The following is an 18,682-nucleotide window of genomic DNA, read 5'->3' on the forward strand; positions in this document are numbered from 1 at the left end:
AAAAAAGCCTTGTGAATATTCACAAGGCTTTTAAATCTTATTATGTAAGAAGTATTATCTTCTTTTTTCAGTAATTCTAGCTTTTTTACCAGTAAGACCTCTAAAGTAGTAAATACGGGCTCTACGTACTTTACCTCTTTTGTTAACTTCAATTTTTTGAATAGAAGGTAAGTTTACAGGAAAAATTCTTTCTACACCTACAGTACCAGACATTTTTCTGATTGTAAATGTTTCAGAAGTACCAGCACCTCTTCTTTGAATAACAACTCCTCTAAAAAACTGAGTACGAGTTTTATTTCCTTCCTTAATTTCGTAATAAACTGTAATAGTATCACCTGCAGCAAATTCTGCAAATTCTTTTTTGGTTACAAATTCGTCTTGAACAAATTTTACTAAAGATTCCATCTTTTATATTTTATAGGTTTCGTAAAGCAACATTCACGATTCTCGTCAGAGGTTAGTTTAGCGAGTGCAAATTTATACAATTTTATTAAAATGCAACATTAAATAAAGATTTATTTTGTATTAATTTTCGTTGGTTTAATTTAAAGAAATAGTTGTGTGTTAAAAGATTACGTGCAATATATTTATCAAATTTTAAACTTGCCATAATATTACAGTTACAATGCAGTGCTAGTTTTGAGTAATTGATAAAATTACTATGCAATGCAACAAACTGTTACAATTACTCAAAAATCAACGAATAGAATTTTTATTTTATTATTTAAAGTACAAAATAGGTTAGTTGCTAACTTATCCGTTGTAAAAAGAGAGATTCTTTTTATTTATACTTTATTTTTTGCTACTTCAATCATCTTTATTTCAATCTTTAATAAATATGCTTTGCATTTAAAGATTAATAGATTGCATTCTTCTTTTTTTGATGTGTTTTTTAAATACTTTACTTTTTTAGGTGATGGTGCAATTTTCGGAGTTTTAGCTGTTGTGTTTTTGTTTATAAAAAGAAAAATGTTTTATGTTTTTGTGGTTAGTGGAGTTTTAACTTTATTAATAACGCATTTGTTTAAGAAGATTTTATTTAAAGGTATTTTAAGACCAGCAGCAGCTTTGAATGATGAGAGTTTACATTTGGTAGATGGTGTAAAAATGGCAATGTTAAACTCTTTTCCTTCTGGGCATACAACAACTGCGTTTGCCATATTTACAATCTTGTGTTTGTATTTTGCAAAATGTAAATCGCAATATTTGTGGGTTTCATTAGCTATTGTTGCAGGTTTATCTAGAGTGTATTTATCTCAGCATTTTTTAATTGATATATTTTTCGGCTCTTTTATAGGCATCATAATTGGTATTACAAGTATGTCTATATTTTGCAAAGCAAATAGAGTGAGTTAATGCAAAAATCGTATAGAAATTATGCATTGCTTTTTATAGCAATTAGTACACTCTTTAGAATATTTTGGGCTAGTCAACTTGAATTTGGTAATGACGAAGTTTATTATTGGTTGTATGCAAAATACCCAGACATTAGTCATTTTGATCACCCAGGAATGGTTGGTTTATTTATTCAATTATTTTCTTTTAACCTTTTTTTTGATACTGAATTAGTTATCAGATTAGCCGCAATTTTACCCATAAGTATAGCAATATATATCGTTTATTTAATAGGAGTATATATTAAAGACGAATTTGTTGGTTTTTTAAGTGTTTTATTATTCAACATCAGTATTTATGGTTTAATAATTTCTGGAACTTTTATTTTGCCAGATGCACCAATGGTTTTGTTTTGGTTGTTGAGCTTTTATTTTTTGATTCAAGTAATTCCAGAGTTACCAGAAAAAGCAAGTACATTAAAACTTTTTCTTGGATTTTTAAGTATTGGCTTAGCTATTTATTCTAAATACCAAGCAATATATTTATTAGTAGGAGTGTTTTTTTATGTCTTGTTTTTTAATAAAAAATGGTTAAAAAAAGGAAGGTTTTATTTGGCTTTTGTTTTTCCTTTGCTTTCAGTTTTACTAATATTTTATTGGAACTATCAAAATGATTATATCAGTTATAAATTCCATAATAATCGAGTTTCATTTTTCAATTTGTCTTTTAATAAAGACGCTTTTTTAAGAGAGATTTTAGGGCAATTGGTTTATAATAATCCTTATGTATTTGTTTCTATTATTCTAATGATTATTGCCATTGTTAAAAAGAAACTTCTGTTTAATGCTAAAATAACCAGTTTCTTTTTATTGTTTTCATTGCCATTAATTGCCACTACAATTTACCTATCTATTTCTAGAGATACTTTAGCTCATTGGTCTGGAGTGTCTTATTTAACCTTAATGCCTTTATTGGCAGTTTATATTTCGAATCGAAAAAACATTCAAAGAAAATTAATTAGAGGATTTTGTTTTTTGTTGCTATTATTAAGTTTGGTAACCTTAGAAATTAATAATGGTTGGTTTTTACCAGCATCAAAATCAGAAAAAAAAGAAACTTTAGGAAAGAATGATGCTTTAATGGATTTGTATGGTTGGCAACAAGCTTCAGAAAAAGTAAGTAAAGTTTTGGTTGATCATCAATTAACGCATTTGCCAATTGTATCCGAAAAATGGTTTCCTGCAGCACACATCGATTATTATATAGCCAGACCAAATAATATGTTGGTTTATGGAGTGGGTGAGTTGCCAGCTATTCATAAATATTATTGGATTAATAAAGAACATCCTAAATTAAATGACCAAAAAGTGCTGTACATTACAGACAGTAGAAATTATAAGAATCCTGAAGAAATTTTTACACAATTTGATGAATTTCAGCTTATAAAAACCATTGAGATTACCAGAAATAAAAAAGTTGTAAAAAATGTTTTTATTTATGTGATGTTAAAGCATTAGACTTATAATTTTCGCAATAAAACACCCAATATTTACGAATTTCTTTACCATTTCTTTTGATGATAATTGGGGTTAGTTCTGTTACTTTGTCAAAATAATGATCAATTTTTGGATGATTTTCGCCTTTTTTATCTTTGTTTTTAAAACGTTTGTCAGAATCTATAAAAATGGCATTTTTTCCATTTAAGGTCGATAAATCATCACCCAAATAATCGAAATGTAAAGCAGGCAAACCAATGATGTTTTGAGCATACACTTTATCATCCATATAAAAATTTAAACAAGCCGAAGTTTTATAATTATCATCAGAAAAAACAAAAGAATTGGTGTATTCTTCTTGTAATTTTTCGGTTTCTATGGCGAGTTCTTTCCAACCCACCCAAGTATCATCGCTTTTAATTGGTATTAAATAAAACAAAATTTGCAGGGCAATTAAAACATGAAAAACAACAGAAAAAATAACTTGAATTTTTAGCAATTTTTTGTTGATGAACATTCCTGCCAAAATAATTCCGGTAATGTAAGAAGGCATCATCCAGTTTAGTTTTACCCAATAAATAGGTGTTAAGCTAAAGAAACCAACAAAAGTTGGGATAAAAAATGCCAATAAAAATAAGGTTTTAGTTGGTGGTAATTTAAATTTTAAAAGAGCTCTTTTTATAAATTTAAAGGTAAATGTGATAAATACCAAAAACAAAACAGGTAACAATAAAAATAGTTGATGACCAATTGCCCCAAAGAAAAAGCTAGGATTCAATTTAAATTCTGAAATAGAACTTGTTCTTTCTGAAGATTGGAAAGCAAACGAAGCAAATTCGTTTTGATAGTTCCAATACCAAACAGGAAAAGTAATTGCCACAGAAAGGATTAAGCAAAACCAAAACCAAGGAGAAAGCAATAATTTTCTGTGTTTGTTCGAAAAAATTACGAATAAAATTAATCCGATTTGTAAAACTAAAGCTGTGTATTTGCTGTTAAAAGCGAGTCCCATTGCAATTCCGCCAAAAATCCAATACCATTTTTTTTCTTCGAAAATTGCTTTGTATAAGCAGATAATACTCAGTGTCCAAAATAATAATAAAGGTACATCTGGTGTAGAATTAAAAGATAAAATAGAAATAAATAGGGTAGAAGCTAGTAAAACAATGGCATTTTCTACTTTTTGTTTGGATAAAAAATAAGAAGCTAATTTATAAAAACTGAATAATGTTAAAGAAGTAATTACAAAATCTGTAAGTTTTACTACAAACACAGTTTGCCCAAAAATGTCTGTAAAGATTCTTAAACAATAACCTATCATTCCTGGATGATCGAAATAAGATAAAGACAAATTCTGTCCATATAAATAATAGTAAGCATCTTGTGGCATTAATCCCATAAATGGGAGTAATATCAACCTAAAAAGCTGAAAACCTAAAACCCAAGAAATGGCTTTGTTATTTTTTATGAAGCTTGTTATTGTATTCAAAAGGGCTCGTTTTTTATAAAACCTTTCAGGTTTTTAAAACCTAAAAGGTCTATTAATCTATTAAATCTGGTCTAATCTCTTCAGTTCTTTTGTAAGCTTGTTCGCTTCTCCAATCATCAATTTTAGGAAAATTACCCGATAATAAAACTTCAGGTACTTTCATACCTTCATAATCTGCAGGTCTTGTGTACACAGGAGGTGATAATAAATTGTCTTGAAAAGAATCTGTAAGTGCAGATTGTTCATCACCAATAACCCCAGGAATTAAACGCACAACAGCATCAACCAAAACTGCAGCAGCCAATTCACCACCTGTTAAAACATAATCGCCAATAGAAATTTCTTTGGTAATGTATTTGTCTCTAATTCTTTGATCTACACCTTTATAATGCCCTGTAAGAATTAAAATATTTTCTTTTAACGATAGTGTGTTTGCTGTACTTTGATTTAGTGTTTTTGCATCTGGAGTCATATAAATAATTTCATCATACGTTCTCTCTGCTTGTAAATCTTTGATACAATTGGCAATAGGTTCTATCATTAAAACCATACCTGCACCACCACCAAATTGGGTGTCGTCTATTTGTTTATAATTGCCTAAACCGTATTTACGTAAATCGTGAATTACAATTTTTGCCAAACCTTTTTCTTGTGCCCTTTTTACAATAGAATGATTAAAAGGACTTTCTAATAAATTAGGTGCAACTGAAATAATATCTATTCGCATATTGCAAATGTAGGATATTTAAATAGTTTTAAAAATATGCTTTTTTAAAGTTTAAGAAAGATTTGGTTATCGAAAAATAGCATCAACCAAAATATTTTTATTTTTTTATGGATATTAATTGTTGATGATAATTTACAATTCTAGCATTGGCATTATTATCAACCAATAAAATTACAACGAGCATTGCAATGCTTGTGGTACTTATGGCACGCCAAATTGGTTTATCAAAAAAAATGATGCACAAGGCTGCAATGATAATCATTATCGGAATTACTTTAAAAACAATGAGTTTATACTCGCCCATAGATTTTTCTGCTCTAACAATTTCCGATTTTACAAAGGCAGAAGCATCAGTATTGTAGTCTTCTGTAAAAGTTTTAATTCTTGTGGTGTTTGCATACAGTAATCCAACACCCACTGTTAAGATTAAAATGCCTGCAACTAAAGTTGGATAAACAAACGCTTTAGCAATTTCTGTTTTGCCTAATTGCCAAAAACCTATGGTTGCCAAAAGAAAAAGAATTCCGAAAAAGATGAAAAATTTAGACGAAAAAACTTCATATTTAGCCCATTCTGTAGCTAGTTTTAAAATGTCCATTATGTAAAATTTATTTTGTTTAATAATTGTTGTTGGCCAAAGTACTTGGATTGTAACCAAAGGCTTTTTTAAAAGCAAAAGAAAAATGAGAAAGGTTTTCAAAACCAACTGATAAATACACATCAGAAGTTTTTAGTTTTTCTGCATTTAGTTTATAATGAGCTAAATTCAGTCTTTTTTCTGTTAACCATTTGCCAGGTGTATTTTTAAAAATCTTTTTGAAATCAGATTTAAAAGTGGTGAGACTTCTGCCTGTTAGTGCAGCAAATTTTTCTAACGGAAGATTGTACATATAATGCTCTTCCATGTAATTTTTTAAGTCGATTTTACCTATTTCGCTAAAAGTACCTAAAATCGCACTTGCTCTTTTGTCTGCAGCATCTATAATAGTTAAGGCTTCTAGAATTTTAATGTCTACAAGAGGTGCAGGCAATTCGTCTTGCATTTCAAAATAAGGCAATAAAGAACTAAAATAACTTTTTAATAACGTGTTCGATTTTACTGGTCTTTCTTTTAATGCATTTTCGCTCCAAGTTTCTAAAACAGTTCTATTTGCATAAAATTCGCGCAAGTTTTTTTCAGGAATTGCCATGGATAAACATTTAAAAGGTTGCCCATCAATTGGTTTTTTAATACTTCTAGACAATTGATTTTTAGGAACCAAAATAGTATCACCTTCCACAAAATTCACAGTATTTTTTCCGTAAGTAATTTCTAATTCACCAGAATAAATAAAGGCTATAATATGTTGATGATATACGTTTTCCCAGGTGTATTCTTTATCAATTTTACAGGTCATAAAAACCTTGCCTTTTTCAGTTGTTTCTATTTGTTCCATAATCTCTATAACAAAGATATTAATCTAAACTCACTTTTTTTGAACTTAAGTTACTAATAATTTTTGCAGGACCTTTTGGAAACCAGGTTTTTACTAAAAAATTAGGAACAGAGCCAACTGAAATAAAATTGGCATTAATGGTGATTTTTGTGTTTTGCTCATCAATTTTCTCGAATTCATAAATAAATGTATAGGTAGATAAACGTTCTACATCAGATTCTTTATAATCGTTATTTATGGCATTTGCTGTAAAAAATATTTTATTGTCTTTTTTAGTTTTCTTAAATTTTACAACAACATCGCTATTTGGCATTGGCCAAGGAGCATCAAAAAAATAATATGTAATCCATTCATTATCAGAAATCTTTTCTACCTCTTCGCTCTTAGGTGTATTTTCTAAAAAGTTTTTATGGTTTGATGATTTTGAGAAATAATCAGCCAATTCAGATATTGAAGTATTTACGGTTTGCGTTGCAATATAAAACATATGTGTGCCACCATTTTCTTTTTCAATATCATACTTTACAGTTGTTTTTTCATCTTTAGTTGTTTTTATTGTCCAATTTCTATCTTGAGAAAAAAGATTTAAATTGATGAAAAGTATCCCTAAAACTGCTAATTTTTTAAATGAATTCATATAATTTGTGTTGTAAATTTATAATTTTTTAAAGAAGATAACAGATGTTCAATTTTCTGATATACAGCTGTATACTTCATTAAGTTTTTTTTTTTACAGGTTTTGTGCTATTTATAGCTCGAATTTTTGTTGAGTTGCTTTTTCTGAAACTGTCCATAATTTAGATGCAATTTTGCTATCGTAAACAAAAGATTCTACTTCGCATTCACCTACAGGACCTGTCCAATTATTTCTTCCTGTTGGTCCATAATAGGCTTTTTGTTTTAAGTCTTTTTCTGTAGCACACATTAATTCTGGATAAGCTCCTTTTTCTGCAGATTGTACAATGGGTAAATTAGAAAGAATAGACCACGTAATTCTAGTAATTAAAGGTGCATCTTTTTTAATTAAAGATGTTTTTGATGCTCCTGGATGACAAACATATACCTTAACATCTTTGTTTGCTTTTTTAATTCTGTTTTGCAGTTCGTATGCAAACATAATTTGAGCTAATTTACTGTGGCAATAAGTGTTGTTTGAATGATAGTTTTTATCAAAATTCATATCATTAAACTGAATGGTTTTTAATCCCATTTTATAACCTTCACTACCAACCACTACAATTTTACCTTTTGAAGTTTCAACTTTATTAAAAAGAAGAGAGATCAATAAAAAATGCCCATAATGATTGATGCCTAATTGGCTTTCAAATCCGTCTGAAGTAAATTCTTGTTTTGCCAATTGAGCAACTGCAGCATTGCAAAGTAAAGCATCAATTTTTGGCAGTGTTTTTAAGATTTCTTTAGCCGCATTTCTTACAGAAGAAAGTGATGCTAAATCCATTTTTATAAAGGATACGTTTGCATTTGCACCAAATTCAGATTTAAGTTCGTTGATTGCTGCAATTGATTTTTGCTCATTTCTATTCAACATTACAACTTCAGCACCTTTGCTCAATAATATTTTTGAAGCTTCGAAACCAGCACCTGCATTAGCGCCAGTTATAACAAATGTTTTATCTTTTAAATTTTCGATTCTATCAGGTGTCCAACCTTTTTTACCAAATTGATTACTCATTTTTATTTTATTTAGATTTTATACTTTTTTATTTTGGTACAAAGATCTAAAGGAATTTAAATAAAAAATTTGTTTAAAAGTCTTTTTGTGTTTGTTAAAAAGTTGAGGGTATGTATTTTTTTATTTTTATGATGATTAATGGGCTTACAAATGATTTGCTAGGTTATTTACTAGAAAAGCTGTCAATAGAATTTTACTTGTATTTATTGATTAGTCCAAAATCAAAAGGTGTCCAGAGAGCAGACTTTAATCCACTTTTTTTGAAACCAGTATTTACCCAAGTATTACATGTTTTAAAAGCAGAATAACTTCCTTTAGATTTATAAAAATCGTCTGTTGAAGAATAACCTTTATTTTCAAGAATTATTTTCTTTCTGTTTTTATCAGTCTTAAAGGTGTTAAATAAGTAGTTATTCAGTTTTTTTAATTCAGATTCATTAACTTTTATTGCAACCCAATCAGAATATTTATGTTTGTAACGAGTTATGTGTATTAATGTAGAGCTTTTTAAAAAGACTGCACTAAAAGCATTTTTAAAAGTAAGATCATCCCAAGTTGGTGTGTTTATGTAGAAGTTTTCATCTCCCCAACCAAAAGATAAATATTTTTCATTTTTTTTATATTTTAATCCAGATAATACGAAGCTGTCAACATTTTCAATTGGAAGTATAAGGTCTAAATGAACTCCATTTGTACTTAAATAAATAAGTTTTTCAGAACTTTCATTAGTTACAATTTTATCAACTGTAATAGATGAAAGAATTAAAGAGACCAAAATATAGGTTATATGAATTAGCAAAAAATATAAAAACCATTTTATTATTCTTTTTCCTATTCTCATATACTTTGTACGCTAATTATTCAACAATCAAAGTAAAAGGTATACTATATTTTATATTTACAGGTTCACCTCCTTGAGTTCCAGGTTCAATTTTTGGCATTTCTTTCATTACTTTTATTACTTCCTCTTTAATTCTAGGATGAGGTGCTTTTACTAGAATATTTACAATTTTTCCTTTTGTATTGATTTTAAATGCTATAAATACTCTTTTTCTTCCTTTGCTTAATCCTATTTTTTTGGGTAAATCAATGTCAAATTTCTTTGCAAAATGCATCTGTACACCTCTACTGAAGCATTTTTTGGCACCTTCATAATTAACCGAATTTTCACAACCAGGAAACAAAGGGATTTTTTCTGAACCAATTAAGCTATTTGTTTCTACAAATACTTTATCATCTTTATATTTTAGTATTTGCAGAAAGTATCTTTTTAATGGTTCTTTACTTTTAAAATTTAATTTTTCTACTGGGTATTCATTAAAGATTTCGATAATCTTTTTGTCTAAAAAGTCTGATCTAGAAGTAGTATTAACATTAATAACTTTATTCTTTTTATCTAATTCAAAATATAAATTAACTTGATTTTTAATACTGCTTAAACTAGCAATGTTTATATCAATATTTTTTAATTTATCAATAAAATAAAGTGCTAATTCATTTGTTGAAGAACGTTTAAAAAGTGAATCGTATTTAACTTCTTTGTTTATTAGTTTTGGTGTTTTTCCTTTTTTAAATGTAATTGTAAAACTATGTAAAGGTTCAATCTTTTTATCAGCTTTATAACTAACTGTTTTTACTTTAGGAAAAGAACTTATAATTTTATCAGCCTCTGAAAGAAATTCGAAAGGTACTCTTGTCTTTTTAGTCATTTTTAATTCACCAGATTTAGTTACTGAGAATTGTATGTAAAGATCAGTTTCTTCTTCTGTACTATTATCTAAAATCCTAAAATCTGCTTTTTCGTAAAAAAGTTTTCTTACCTCTAAATTTAGACAAGATTTTATATCTGGATAAAATTTTAAATCTTCACATTGCTCACAAACAGGAGGAGTTTCTACAACTAATTTAGTACTACAATTAAAAATGTTTTTACTACCTTTTTTACTAACAATTTGTAAAGAATATTTATTTCTGGTATCTAAAGAATCTGATTTAAATTTATCTAAAGGAAATTCTTTAAATGCACTTATTACTGCTTTATTAAAATCAGATGAACCAAAAGAAGATACACTTATATTGTATGGTTTTCTTTCATTATTTATAAAAAATGATAATGTGATATTATTTTTTTTTGTTTGAAAACGAGCGTTTCTTAATAGTTTTTTCTTGATTTCATTTTTAAAATACAAAGAAAGTTCATTTTCAGGATTTGGATTTGAGTATTTTTCATAATCAAATTCGCTATTGGTTTGGGAAAAGCCAATAAAAAATGAAAAGATTGTAAAAATTAATAAATAGTTTTTCATAGCTAATTTATTTAGGGTTTTTAATAATTATTCTTCAATACTAACGTGAAATAAAGCATCCCCTTTGTTTACAATTGGGGTTTTATTAATGCAAAATACATAACCATTATGAGGTGCATAAACCCTTTTTTTAAACTCTCCAAAAGGATCTTGTATTACACCTAAAATGTCTTTCTTTTTTACATAGCTTCCGTTTTTAACCATAACTTTAAGCATGCCAGAATGCATAGCACGTAACCATTTCGATTTTTTAACATAAACAGGCGTTTCTCTGACAGTTATTTCTCCTTCAATTAAACCTAAGTGAATCAGTACGTTTTTAGTTCCGTTTACACCTTCGTTAATTACTGTAGGGTCTAATTCTTTGGTTTTTCCGCCTTCGAATAATAAAACAGTTTTGCCCATTTTATGTAAAGTTTCTCTTAAAGATTTTACAATATTATTTGAATACATTATTACTGGCGGATTAAATATTTTAGCCAATTCTAAACCTTTGTCATCATCTTTGTTACAACGAATTTGAGGAACATTATCACGTTGATCTCCACCTGTATGAAAATCGATAACATAATCTACTAAAGGTGCAACTTCTTGAATAAATTGATGGGCAAATTGGCTGGCTAAAGAACCTTTGCTAGAACCAGGGAAAACTCGATTTAAATCTCTACCATCAGGGAATTCTCTTGTCTGAATTAGATATCCAAAAATATTAAAAACGGGCAAGCAGATAATAGTTCCCTTTGTTGGTTTATTTAACTTTTGGTTAATGATTTCTCTTACAATTCCAACTCCATTTATTTCATCTCCATGAATACCTGCCATTAATAAAACAACAGGGCCAGGGTTTTTAGAACGTTCAATAATCAATGGAACTTTAACAGTTGTTCTAGTATGCAATTTAGCAACTTCTAGATCTAAAACTGTACGTTTTCCTTCAGGAATAGTTTCTCCTAAAAGTACAAAAGGGTTATTCTGCATGTATTTCTAAATATCTGATAATTTCTTTCGCAATGTTTTTTCCTGTGGCAACTTCAATTCCTTCTAAACCAGGAGAAGAGTTTACTTCTAAAACTAAAGGTCCTTTAGAAGATTGTAACATATCTACACCAGCAATTCCTAAACCTAAAGCTTTGGTTGCTTTTAGTGCTGTTTTTTCTTCTTCGTCTGTTAATTCAATTACTGTTGCATTACCACCTCTATGTAAATTAGAACGAAATTCGCCTTCTTTACCTTGACGTTTCATGGCACCAATTACTTTACCATCAACCACAAAAGCTCTAATATCTGCACCACCAGCTTCTTTAATAAATTGCTGAGCAATAACTCTTGCACCCAAACCATTAAAAGCCTCTAAAACTGAAGTTGCCGCATTTTTGGTTTCTGCTAAAACAACACCTAAACCTTGTGTGCCTTCTAATAATTTTAAAACTAAAGGTGCTCCACCAACAGAATCTACAACATGCTCTACATCTTTTGTATAGTTTGTAAAAACGGTTTTTGGTAAACCAACTCCAGCTCTCGCTAAAATTTGTAAACTACTTAATTTATCTCTAGATCTGGTTAATGCTTGTGAGGTTACAGAAGTAAAAACCTTCATCATTTCGAATTGACGAATTACAGCAGTACCATAAAAAGTAACAGAAGCTCCAATTCTTGGTATAATTGCATCAATGTCAGTAATATATTCTCCTTTATAATAGATTTTTGGAGATTTTTTTTCAATAACAATGTCACATTTTAAATGGTCAACTACAAAAACCTCATGGTCTCTTTTTTCTGCAGCTTCAACTAATCTTCTTGTTGAGTATAATTTAGGATTTCTAGATAGTATAACTATTCTCATTTGGTGCTTTGTTTTAATTTGAAAGATAGGTTTTTTTTAATAGGATCAATTACAAATTTTTTATTCAAAAATTTTCTTCCCAATAATATAGGGAATTTCATGTCTCTTCGTTCGCTTAATGTTAAGTAAATAGGAAAAGTTGTAGCAAAAATGGTGATTTCTGTCTGAATCATAAACCTTTTTTCTACTATTCCATTAGAGCTTTTTACCATTCTAGAAGAATAATTCTTTGTGGTAAATTCTTTATTGTTGTATAAATCATGATCCGGGTCTAATAATTTAAATCGAATAAAATTGTCATTATCACTCGTAATTTCTTCAATATTTGAACAATGTATTGAAGAAGTATATGCGCCAGAATCAATTTTTATATCAATATCTACTAAGGATAATTTAGGGAAATCAGCTATATCAGATCTACCAATGGTAATTTTCATATATTAATATTAAAGAATGTAAAACTAAGAATTGTAATTTAAAATTTAGAGGTATTAAAAAAATAAATAAGTTTAAATTGAGTTATATTTAATGTGTATTGTAAATAAATTTGATGTTAATTAAATTACATGAAATAATATCTATATTTGGCTCTTAGTAATTTTAAAATATTAAAATGAAAAAAATAGTTCAACTTTTTATGGCAGTTATGCTTATTAGTATTTCTGCATGTAGTACTTCTGATGATGAAACAAGTAATTTAATAGTTACAGGCTCTTTAGATGTAGCTGCTTTGTTAACTTTACAAGATAATGATGCAACAAGTTTGGTTTCTTTAAATGGAGAGGCTGCTGCATCATACACTAGTGAAGTTTTGGTTGGAGAAGAGATTTTTTATACAATTGATACATCTTCTGATGCTGTTGAAGTAGTTATTATTGATTTTTTCTATGTTTCTGGTGATCGTGAGTTTTGGGATAGTGGAGTAGAATCTTCTGTTGATGTAGAGTCTTCTGTAGCTACTTTAAAGGTAATTAATGGTTCTGTAGATGATGAAGCAAAATTTGGTTTTACTTTTGCTTTAAAAACAAATGGAATTATTGATTTGAATACTACTTATATTGTAGATCCAAAAATTAGAGTAAGATCATAATTAAATATTTTATCTTTTTTGAAGTATAAATTTTTTAAAATAAAGTCTAAAAATATCAAAGCCTATTTAATAATAGGTTTTTTTTTATTGTTTGTAAATGTTGTTTTTTCTCAAAATCAAAAAGTAAGTGATAGTTTAAAGATTGTTTTACAAGAAAATGATTTTAATAGCGCTATAAAATTAGAAATAATAGGAAATATAGCTGCTAACGAAACAAATACAGATCAAATTCTTATTTATAGTAAACAGCTAATTGATTTAGCATTAGAAACAAATTCTATTAAATACGTTTATGATGGGTATTTACAAATAGGTAATGCATATAGACTAAAAAGTGATTTAACTACTGCTTTAGAGAATTATTTTAAGGCTTTAAAAATTGCAGAAAATAATAATTTAATTTCTGATCAAGGTACTGTTAGAATTGCTATTGCAGATGTTTACTCTATAGCTGGAGATAACAAAAATGCTGTTCAATATTACAAGCAAAGTATACAGTTACTTAAAAGTAGTTTAATATCTAAAGAGGTTAGTTTTTTAGATTCTATAAACTTAGCTTCTGCTCAATTAAATTTAGGTGATGAATATTACAATCAACAAAAATTAGACTCTGCACTAATCTACTTTAGTGAATCTATGAAGCTATTTAAAGCAACAAATTATGAACTTGGTGAAGCTTATAATTTAGGTAACGTTGGTTTAGTATATGCTAAAAAAGGTAAAAATAAGCAAGCAGAAACAAACCTTAATAAAGCAATAGAGGTATTAGTTTCTAATGAAGATTACTATCCTATTTGTGTGTATTTACACTCAATTTCTGATATTTATATTGAAATGGATGAAACCCAAGTAGCACTACCTTATGCTAAAAGTAGTATTTATTGGGCAAAGAAATATGGTTTAAAAGGGCAAATTAGTAGTGGTTATTTAAAATTATCAACTATTTATGAAAAAGAAAAAGATTTTAAAAAATCTTATGAATATTATAAGAATCACATCATTTATAGAGATAGTGTAAATAATGTAGATATTGCACAGAAAATAGCTAACGAAAAAGCTGAATTTGAAATTGAAAGAAAACAAACAGAATTAGATTTATCTAAAGAACAAAATAAAACGAAAAATATTATTGTTTTTGCCAGTATTATCGCATTAATTTTACTTGGTTTTTTAGCAAATACTTTATATAGAAGAAACAAATATGTAGTAAAAACAGGTAAAATTATTGAGGCAGAAAAAGAACGCTCAGATAAATTGTTAAAGAATATTTTACCTAAAGAAACTGCAGAAGAGTTAAAAGAAAAAGGAAGTGTAAAAGCTAAAAGTTTTGATTCTGTGTCAGTGTTATTTACAGATTTTAAGGGTTTTACAAAATTTTCGGAAGAGTTAAGTCCTGAGGAATTAGTAAAAAGTATCGATTTTTATTTTTCTAAGTTTGATGAAATTATAGAGAAACATAACCTAGAAAAAATAAAAACAATTGGTGATGCTTATATGTGTGCAGGTGGTTTGCCTTTTCCATCTAAAAATCATGCATCTAATATTGTATTGGCTGCTTTAGAAATTGTAGATTTTGTTAAAAAACATGCAAAAGAAACTTTAAAATTAGATATAAGAGTTGGTGTTAACACAGGAGCAGTTGTAGCTGGTGTTGTAGGTAGTAAAAAGTTTGCTTATGATATTTGGGGAGATACTGTAAATGTTGCTAGTAGAATGGAAAGTTCTGGAGCTATAAATAAGGTAAATATTAGTGAGTCTACTTACAATTTACTAAAAGATAACAAAGCTTTTTCGTTTGAATTTAGAGGAGCAATTGAGGCTAAAGGAAAAGGAAAAGTAAATATGTATTTTGTAGAAAAACTTAGTTAAAAGCATTTTTTCTGATAATTTCTAATTCATTAAAACTAAAAATATTATTGCTGTATAAATTGTAAAATTCTTCAGAAAGTGGTGTGTTAAATAAGATTAAATCATCTGTATTTACTGTTATTTTTATACCTTTTTCAAATAGTTTTTTAATAGGATGATTTTTTAAACTAGCAACAGCACCTAGAGCAATATTACTTTGCGGACAAATATTTAATCTGATGTTTCTTTCTAAAATTAAATCCATTGTTTTTTCAGAATTTGCAGCAGTAATTCCATGTTGTATTTCATTAGGATTTAAAAGATTAATAGTTTCTTCTATAGATTTGTAATCAGAAAATTCACCAATATGAGTTTTGGTTTTTAGCTTATTTTTACTGGCAATTTCAAACAGTTCTTTAAAAGAATTTAAATTTTGATTTGCTTCTTGTCCGTAAATATCAATACCATTAAAAACCCCACTTTCTATACAACGATTTCCATAAGAATACACCTTTTTTAAATCTAAGTCTTTGTTGATACCTATATCTGGTTTAAAATCAATTAAAGTTTTGTATTTCTCTTTAATCCTTTTTACTTCTATAATTAATTCATCAATAGAATCATTAAAAAAACGAGCTAAACCAACATCTACACTTGCTTCTAAAAGAGTAATATTGTCTGCAATGCTACTTTCTATAGAAATTTCCATAAAATTAATAACATCCTTTTTGGTAAGCATTATTTGGTTTAAATTTCCGTAGATAAATTTTATCATCCCAGAAAGTCCATCATAATTATTAGGGAAAATAATCTTACTATTTGGGTATTTTTCTTTTATTATACTTTGTAAGCCACCTAAATGAAAATGAGTGTGAACATCTGCTTTAGGTGTTTTTAAAAAGTCTTTTTTAGAAAGATTCATGAGTGTAAATATGGAAAATAAGTTAAAAGTATATCAGACTTTTTATTTTAGTATTATCCAAAAAAACAACCATGTTCATCTTTTTTAATTATTTGGATGCATTCTCCTACATGTGTAGATTCAGGAAAAGGTTGATATGTATGCCATTTTCCATTGCCTCTCATCCAATATAAAAACCATTTCTTTTTAGATTTATAATACCTGATTTTAGCAAATTAAATTTGTTCTTTCTTCTGTGGATTATCCCATTCAGGTCTTATTTCAAAAAGAAAGACAACTTTACCATCATAAGAATATCCAACATCTACTTGAGCACGAATTTCAGGGTTTTCTGGACGTAAAGATTCTACATAATTTTTAATGGTAGCCTCATTTATATCAATGGTTTTATTTGTCATTTTGTTTTAAAAATATAGATTATTTAAAGAAAAAATTACATCTGAGCAATTGCAGCTTCTGCACATCGTTCACCATCCATAGCTGCAGAAACAATACCTCCTGCATAACCACCACCTTCTCCACAAGGAAATAAACCTTCTATTTCTGTATGCTCCAAATTCTCTTTTCTGGGGATGTTTACTGGAGATGAAGTTCTAGATTCTACACCAATAATATTTGCTTCGTTTGTGTGATAACCATGCATTTTTTGCCCAAAAGCAGCAAATCCTTTTCTTAATCTACCACCAATAATTTTTGGTAATAAAGAATGTAAAGGAGCCGATTTTAACCCTGGTTGATAAGAACAATCATTTAAATCTGTAGATAGTTTTCCATCAACAAAATCGCCCAATCTTTGTGCAGGTGCAGTTTGAGATCTTCCACCAGCAAAAAAGGCAATTTTTTCTAAATCTTTTTGAAACTCCAATCCTTTTAAAGCGCCAAATTTTTCATATTTTTTAAAATCTCTATCAATGTCTAGTTCAACAACAATTCCAGAATTTGCAAATTTGTTATTTCTTTTGCTTGGAGACATTCCGTTTACAACAACTTCTCCATTTGCAGTAGCAGCTGGAACTATAAATCCTCCTGGGCACATGCAAAAAGAATACACACCTCTGTTATTAACTTGGTGCACTAAACTGTAAGCTGCAGCAGGTAACAATTCATCTCTAGATCCTGTGCAACTATATTGAATTTGATCTATAATTTCTTGTGGATGTTCTACACGAACTCCCATTGCAAAAGATTTTGCTTTTAAGGCAATTTCTTTTTTATGTAATAATTCATAAATATCTCTGGCAGAATGACCTGTTGCTAAAATAACAGAATTTACTGCCATTTCATTTCCGTTTTGTAATTGAATGGCTTGTAGTTTATTGTTTTTTACAACAAAATCTGTAACTCTAGTTTCAAAATGAACTTCTCCACCAAATTTTATAATATTCTCACGAATATTTTGGATGATTTTAGGTAGTTTATTAGTGCCAATATGTGGGTGTGCATCAACCAAGATTTGATCTGTTGCTCCGTGAAAAACTAAGTTTTCAAAAATACGTCTTACATCACCACGTTTTAAACTTCTTGTATATAGTTTTCCATCAGAATAAGTACCTGCACCACCTTCACCAAAACAATAGTTAGAGTCTTCATTTACAAAATGTTCTTGATTAATGGCTCTTAAATCTCGCCTTCTATCTTGTACGTTTTTACCACGTTCTAAAACAATTGGTTTGTAGCCTAATTCTATACAACGTAAAGCAGCGTACATACCTGCAGGACCAAAACCTACAATATGTATTTCTTTTGCATTAGAAACATCTTTATATTCAAATAAATAATCAGATTTTTCAGGTGTATTTTCGTTAATGTAAACTGCAATTTTATAATTAAAAATGATGTCTTTTTTACGAGCATCAATAGATTTACGTAGAACTTTAATAGCAGTTATTTCAGATTTATCAATAGAAAGTTGTTTAGATGCTTTGTATTTAAGAATGTTATCTTTTCGTTCTTCTATTAAATTTACACGTAACTGTATTTCTTTTATCATTTAAAAACTAAAATTATAGTACTTCTAATTTATCTAATATTAATTTATATTCTACCAAACTTTCTTTACAAACAGGTATAATATTATTTAATTTTTCTTTTATAACTTCTGGACTTTCTTGATCTTTAGCTAGTAATTCTAAGTTAGCAACTTCTTCTAAGCAGCTTATGCCCATTAAACCAAAAGAGGACTTTAGGAAATGGCAAATGCTTCTTACATCTTCATAATTTACATCTAAAAGACTTGCTTCTAAAGTTTCTATTCTTGGTGTTGTGTCTGATAAATAAACACCAATTAATTGTATGAGCATGTCTTTATCGTTCGCAAAAAAGCTTTTAATAGAAGATAAGTCAACCACATTACTAGTTAAAATCTTTTCAATTTCCATAATTATTCTTATTTTAGGGGATTAGTGTAAGATTTTGTAAAGATAAATAAAATTGATAAGAATTGTTTTATTTGTTTTTGTTAGATTTGTTAAGCAAGAATTAATAGTATTAATTTTTT

General features: G+C 28.2%; 21 protein-coding genes. 4 read left to right on the forward strand and 17 right to left on the reverse strand.

Annotated features, from left to right (window positions below; genetic code table 11):
• Positions 1-54 precede the first annotated feature (54 nt).
• Positions 55-405, reverse strand: a complete 351-nt coding sequence (gene rplS / locus ACJJVK_RS10540) for a 50S ribosomal protein L19 (protein ID WP_215993135.1) — start codon at positions 403-405, stop codon at positions 55-57.
• Positions 406-666: 261 nt separating this feature from the next.
• On the opposite strand from rplS, the gene ACJJVK_RS10545 reads away from it, so the two are divergent.
• Positions 667-1,356, forward strand: a complete 690-nt coding sequence (locus ACJJVK_RS10545; RefSeq protein ID WP_405565850.1) for a phosphatase PAP2 family protein — start codon at positions 667-669, stop codon at positions 1,354-1,356.
• Complete coding sequence (locus ACJJVK_RS10550) at positions 1,356-2,852, forward strand: ArnT family glycosyltransferase (RefSeq protein ID WP_405565851.1); 1,497 nt, start codon at positions 1,356-1,358, stop codon at positions 2,850-2,852. The genes ACJJVK_RS10545 and ACJJVK_RS10550 overlap by 1 nt, the downstream gene beginning before the upstream one ends.
• Here the strand turns inward: ACJJVK_RS10550 and ACJJVK_RS10555 are convergent.
• The 11 genes from ACJJVK_RS10555 to ACJJVK_RS10605 all read right to left on the reverse strand — a co-directional run bounded on the left by ACJJVK_RS10555 (position 2,827) and on the right by ACJJVK_RS10605 (position 12,762).
• Positions 2,827-4,320: a glycosyltransferase family 39 protein gene (locus ACJJVK_RS10555; protein ID WP_405565852.1), complete on the reverse strand. Its 1,494-nt coding sequence runs from the start codon at positions 4,318-4,320 to the stop codon at positions 2,827-2,829. The two genes, ACJJVK_RS10550 and ACJJVK_RS10555, sit on opposite strands and share 26 nt — an antisense overlap.
• 52 nt (positions 4,321-4,372) lie before the next feature.
• Complete coding sequence (gene trmD, locus ACJJVK_RS10560) at positions 4,373-5,047, reverse strand: tRNA (guanosine(37)-N1)-methyltransferase TrmD (RefSeq protein WP_405565854.1); 675 nt, start codon at positions 5,045-5,047, stop codon at positions 4,373-4,375.
• A gap of 97 nt (positions 5,048-5,144) precedes the next feature.
• Positions 5,145-5,645 carry a hypothetical protein gene (locus tag ACJJVK_RS10565; RefSeq protein ID WP_405565855.1) on the reverse strand — a complete coding sequence of 167 codons (501 nt, stop codon included), beginning with the start codon at positions 5,643-5,645 and terminating at the stop codon, positions 5,145-5,147.
• 19 nt (positions 5,646-5,664) lie between these two features.
• The gene (locus ACJJVK_RS10570) at positions 5,665-6,483 is read right to left on the reverse strand and encodes an AraC family transcriptional regulator (protein WP_405565857.1); all 819 of its coding nucleotides are present in this window, start codon (positions 6,481-6,483) and stop codon (positions 5,665-5,667) included.
• Between the two features lie 19 nt (positions 6,484-6,502).
• A complete protein-coding gene (locus ACJJVK_RS10575) occupies positions 6,503-7,120 on the reverse strand; it encodes a hypothetical protein (RefSeq protein ID WP_405565859.1) in 618 nt (205 codons plus the stop codon).
• Positions 7,121-7,231: 111 nt separating this feature from the next.
• The gene (locus ACJJVK_RS10580; RefSeq protein WP_405565861.1) at positions 7,232-8,176 is read right to left on the reverse strand and encodes an SDR family oxidoreductase; all 945 of its coding nucleotides are present in this window, start codon (positions 8,174-8,176) and stop codon (positions 7,232-7,234) included.
• A 193-nt stretch (positions 8,177-8,369) separates the two neighbouring features.
• On the reverse strand, positions 8,370-9,017 hold the full coding sequence (locus ACJJVK_RS10585; protein WP_405565863.1) for a DUF2459 domain-containing protein: 648 nt from the start codon (positions 9,015-9,017) through the stop codon (positions 8,370-8,372).
• Between the two features lie 16 nt (positions 9,018-9,033).
• The gene (locus ACJJVK_RS10590) at positions 9,034-10,482 is read right to left on the reverse strand and encodes an energy transducer TonB (RefSeq protein ID WP_405565864.1); all 1,449 of its coding nucleotides are present in this window, start codon (positions 10,480-10,482) and stop codon (positions 9,034-9,036) included.
• A 27-nt stretch (positions 10,483-10,509) separates the two neighbouring features.
• On the reverse strand, positions 10,510-11,460 hold the full coding sequence (locus tag ACJJVK_RS10595; RefSeq protein ID WP_405565865.1) for a succinylglutamate desuccinylase/aspartoacylase family protein: 951 nt from the start codon (positions 11,458-11,460) through the stop codon (positions 10,510-10,512).
• The gene (gene rimK, locus ACJJVK_RS10600) at positions 11,450-12,325 is read right to left on the reverse strand and encodes a 30S ribosomal protein S6--L-glutamate ligase (RefSeq protein ID WP_405565866.1); all 876 of its coding nucleotides are present in this window, start codon (positions 12,323-12,325) and stop codon (positions 11,450-11,452) included. The genes ACJJVK_RS10595 and rimK overlap by 11 nt, the downstream gene beginning before the upstream one ends.
• Positions 12,322-12,762: a RimK/LysX family protein gene (locus ACJJVK_RS10605; protein WP_215993126.1), complete on the reverse strand. Its 441-nt coding sequence runs from the start codon at positions 12,760-12,762 to the stop codon at positions 12,322-12,324. The genes rimK and ACJJVK_RS10605 overlap by 4 nt, the downstream gene beginning before the upstream one ends.
• Before the next feature lie 176 nt (positions 12,763-12,938).
• Between ACJJVK_RS10605 and ACJJVK_RS10610 the strand changes: the two genes are divergently transcribed.
• Positions 12,939-13,415, forward strand: coding sequence for a hypothetical protein (locus ACJJVK_RS10610; RefSeq protein ID WP_405565868.1), 477 nt, complete (start codon positions 12,939-12,941; stop codon positions 13,413-13,415).
• A gap of 18 nt (positions 13,416-13,433) precedes the next feature.
• Positions 13,434-15,284 (forward strand): adenylate/guanylate cyclase domain-containing protein, encoded by a 1,851-nt coding sequence (locus ACJJVK_RS10615; protein ID WP_405565870.1) that lies wholly within the window; start codon positions 13,434-13,436, stop codon positions 15,282-15,284.
• Here ACJJVK_RS10615 and ACJJVK_RS10620 read toward each other — a convergent pair.
• From ACJJVK_RS10620 to ACJJVK_RS10640, 5 genes are read right to left on the reverse strand one after another with little or no spacing between them, the layout of a single operon-like run.
• Positions 15,277-16,185, reverse strand: a complete 909-nt coding sequence (locus ACJJVK_RS10620; protein ID WP_405565871.1) for a hypothetical protein — start codon at positions 16,183-16,185, stop codon at positions 15,277-15,279. The genes ACJJVK_RS10615 and ACJJVK_RS10620 overlap by 8 nt on opposite strands.
• A 53-nt stretch (positions 16,186-16,238) precedes the next feature.
• Entirely contained in the window at positions 16,239-16,391 is a 153-nt protein-coding gene (locus ACJJVK_RS10625; protein ID WP_405568352.1) for a DUF3024 domain-containing protein, read from the reverse strand.
• A gap of 9 nt (positions 16,392-16,400) precedes the next feature.
• A complete protein-coding gene (locus ACJJVK_RS10630) occupies positions 16,401-16,583 on the reverse strand; it encodes a hypothetical protein (RefSeq protein ID WP_405565873.1) in 183 nt (60 codons plus the stop codon).
• 35 nt (positions 16,584-16,618) lie between these two features.
• Positions 16,619-18,175: an NAD(P)/FAD-dependent oxidoreductase gene (locus ACJJVK_RS10635; protein ID WP_405565874.1), complete on the reverse strand. Its 1,557-nt coding sequence runs from the start codon at positions 18,173-18,175 to the stop codon at positions 16,619-16,621.
• A gap of 13 nt (positions 18,176-18,188) precedes the next feature.
• Complete coding sequence (locus tag ACJJVK_RS10640) at positions 18,189-18,563, reverse strand: hypothetical protein (protein ID WP_405565876.1); 375 nt, start codon at positions 18,561-18,563, stop codon at positions 18,189-18,191.
• Between the last annotated feature and the right edge of the window lie 119 nt (positions 18,564-18,682).

It is taken from the genome of Polaribacter sp. Asnod6-C07, from assembly GCF_045063625.1.
Lineage (GTDB): Bacteria > Bacteroidota > Bacteroidia > Flavobacteriales > Flavobacteriaceae > Polaribacter > Polaribacter vadi_A.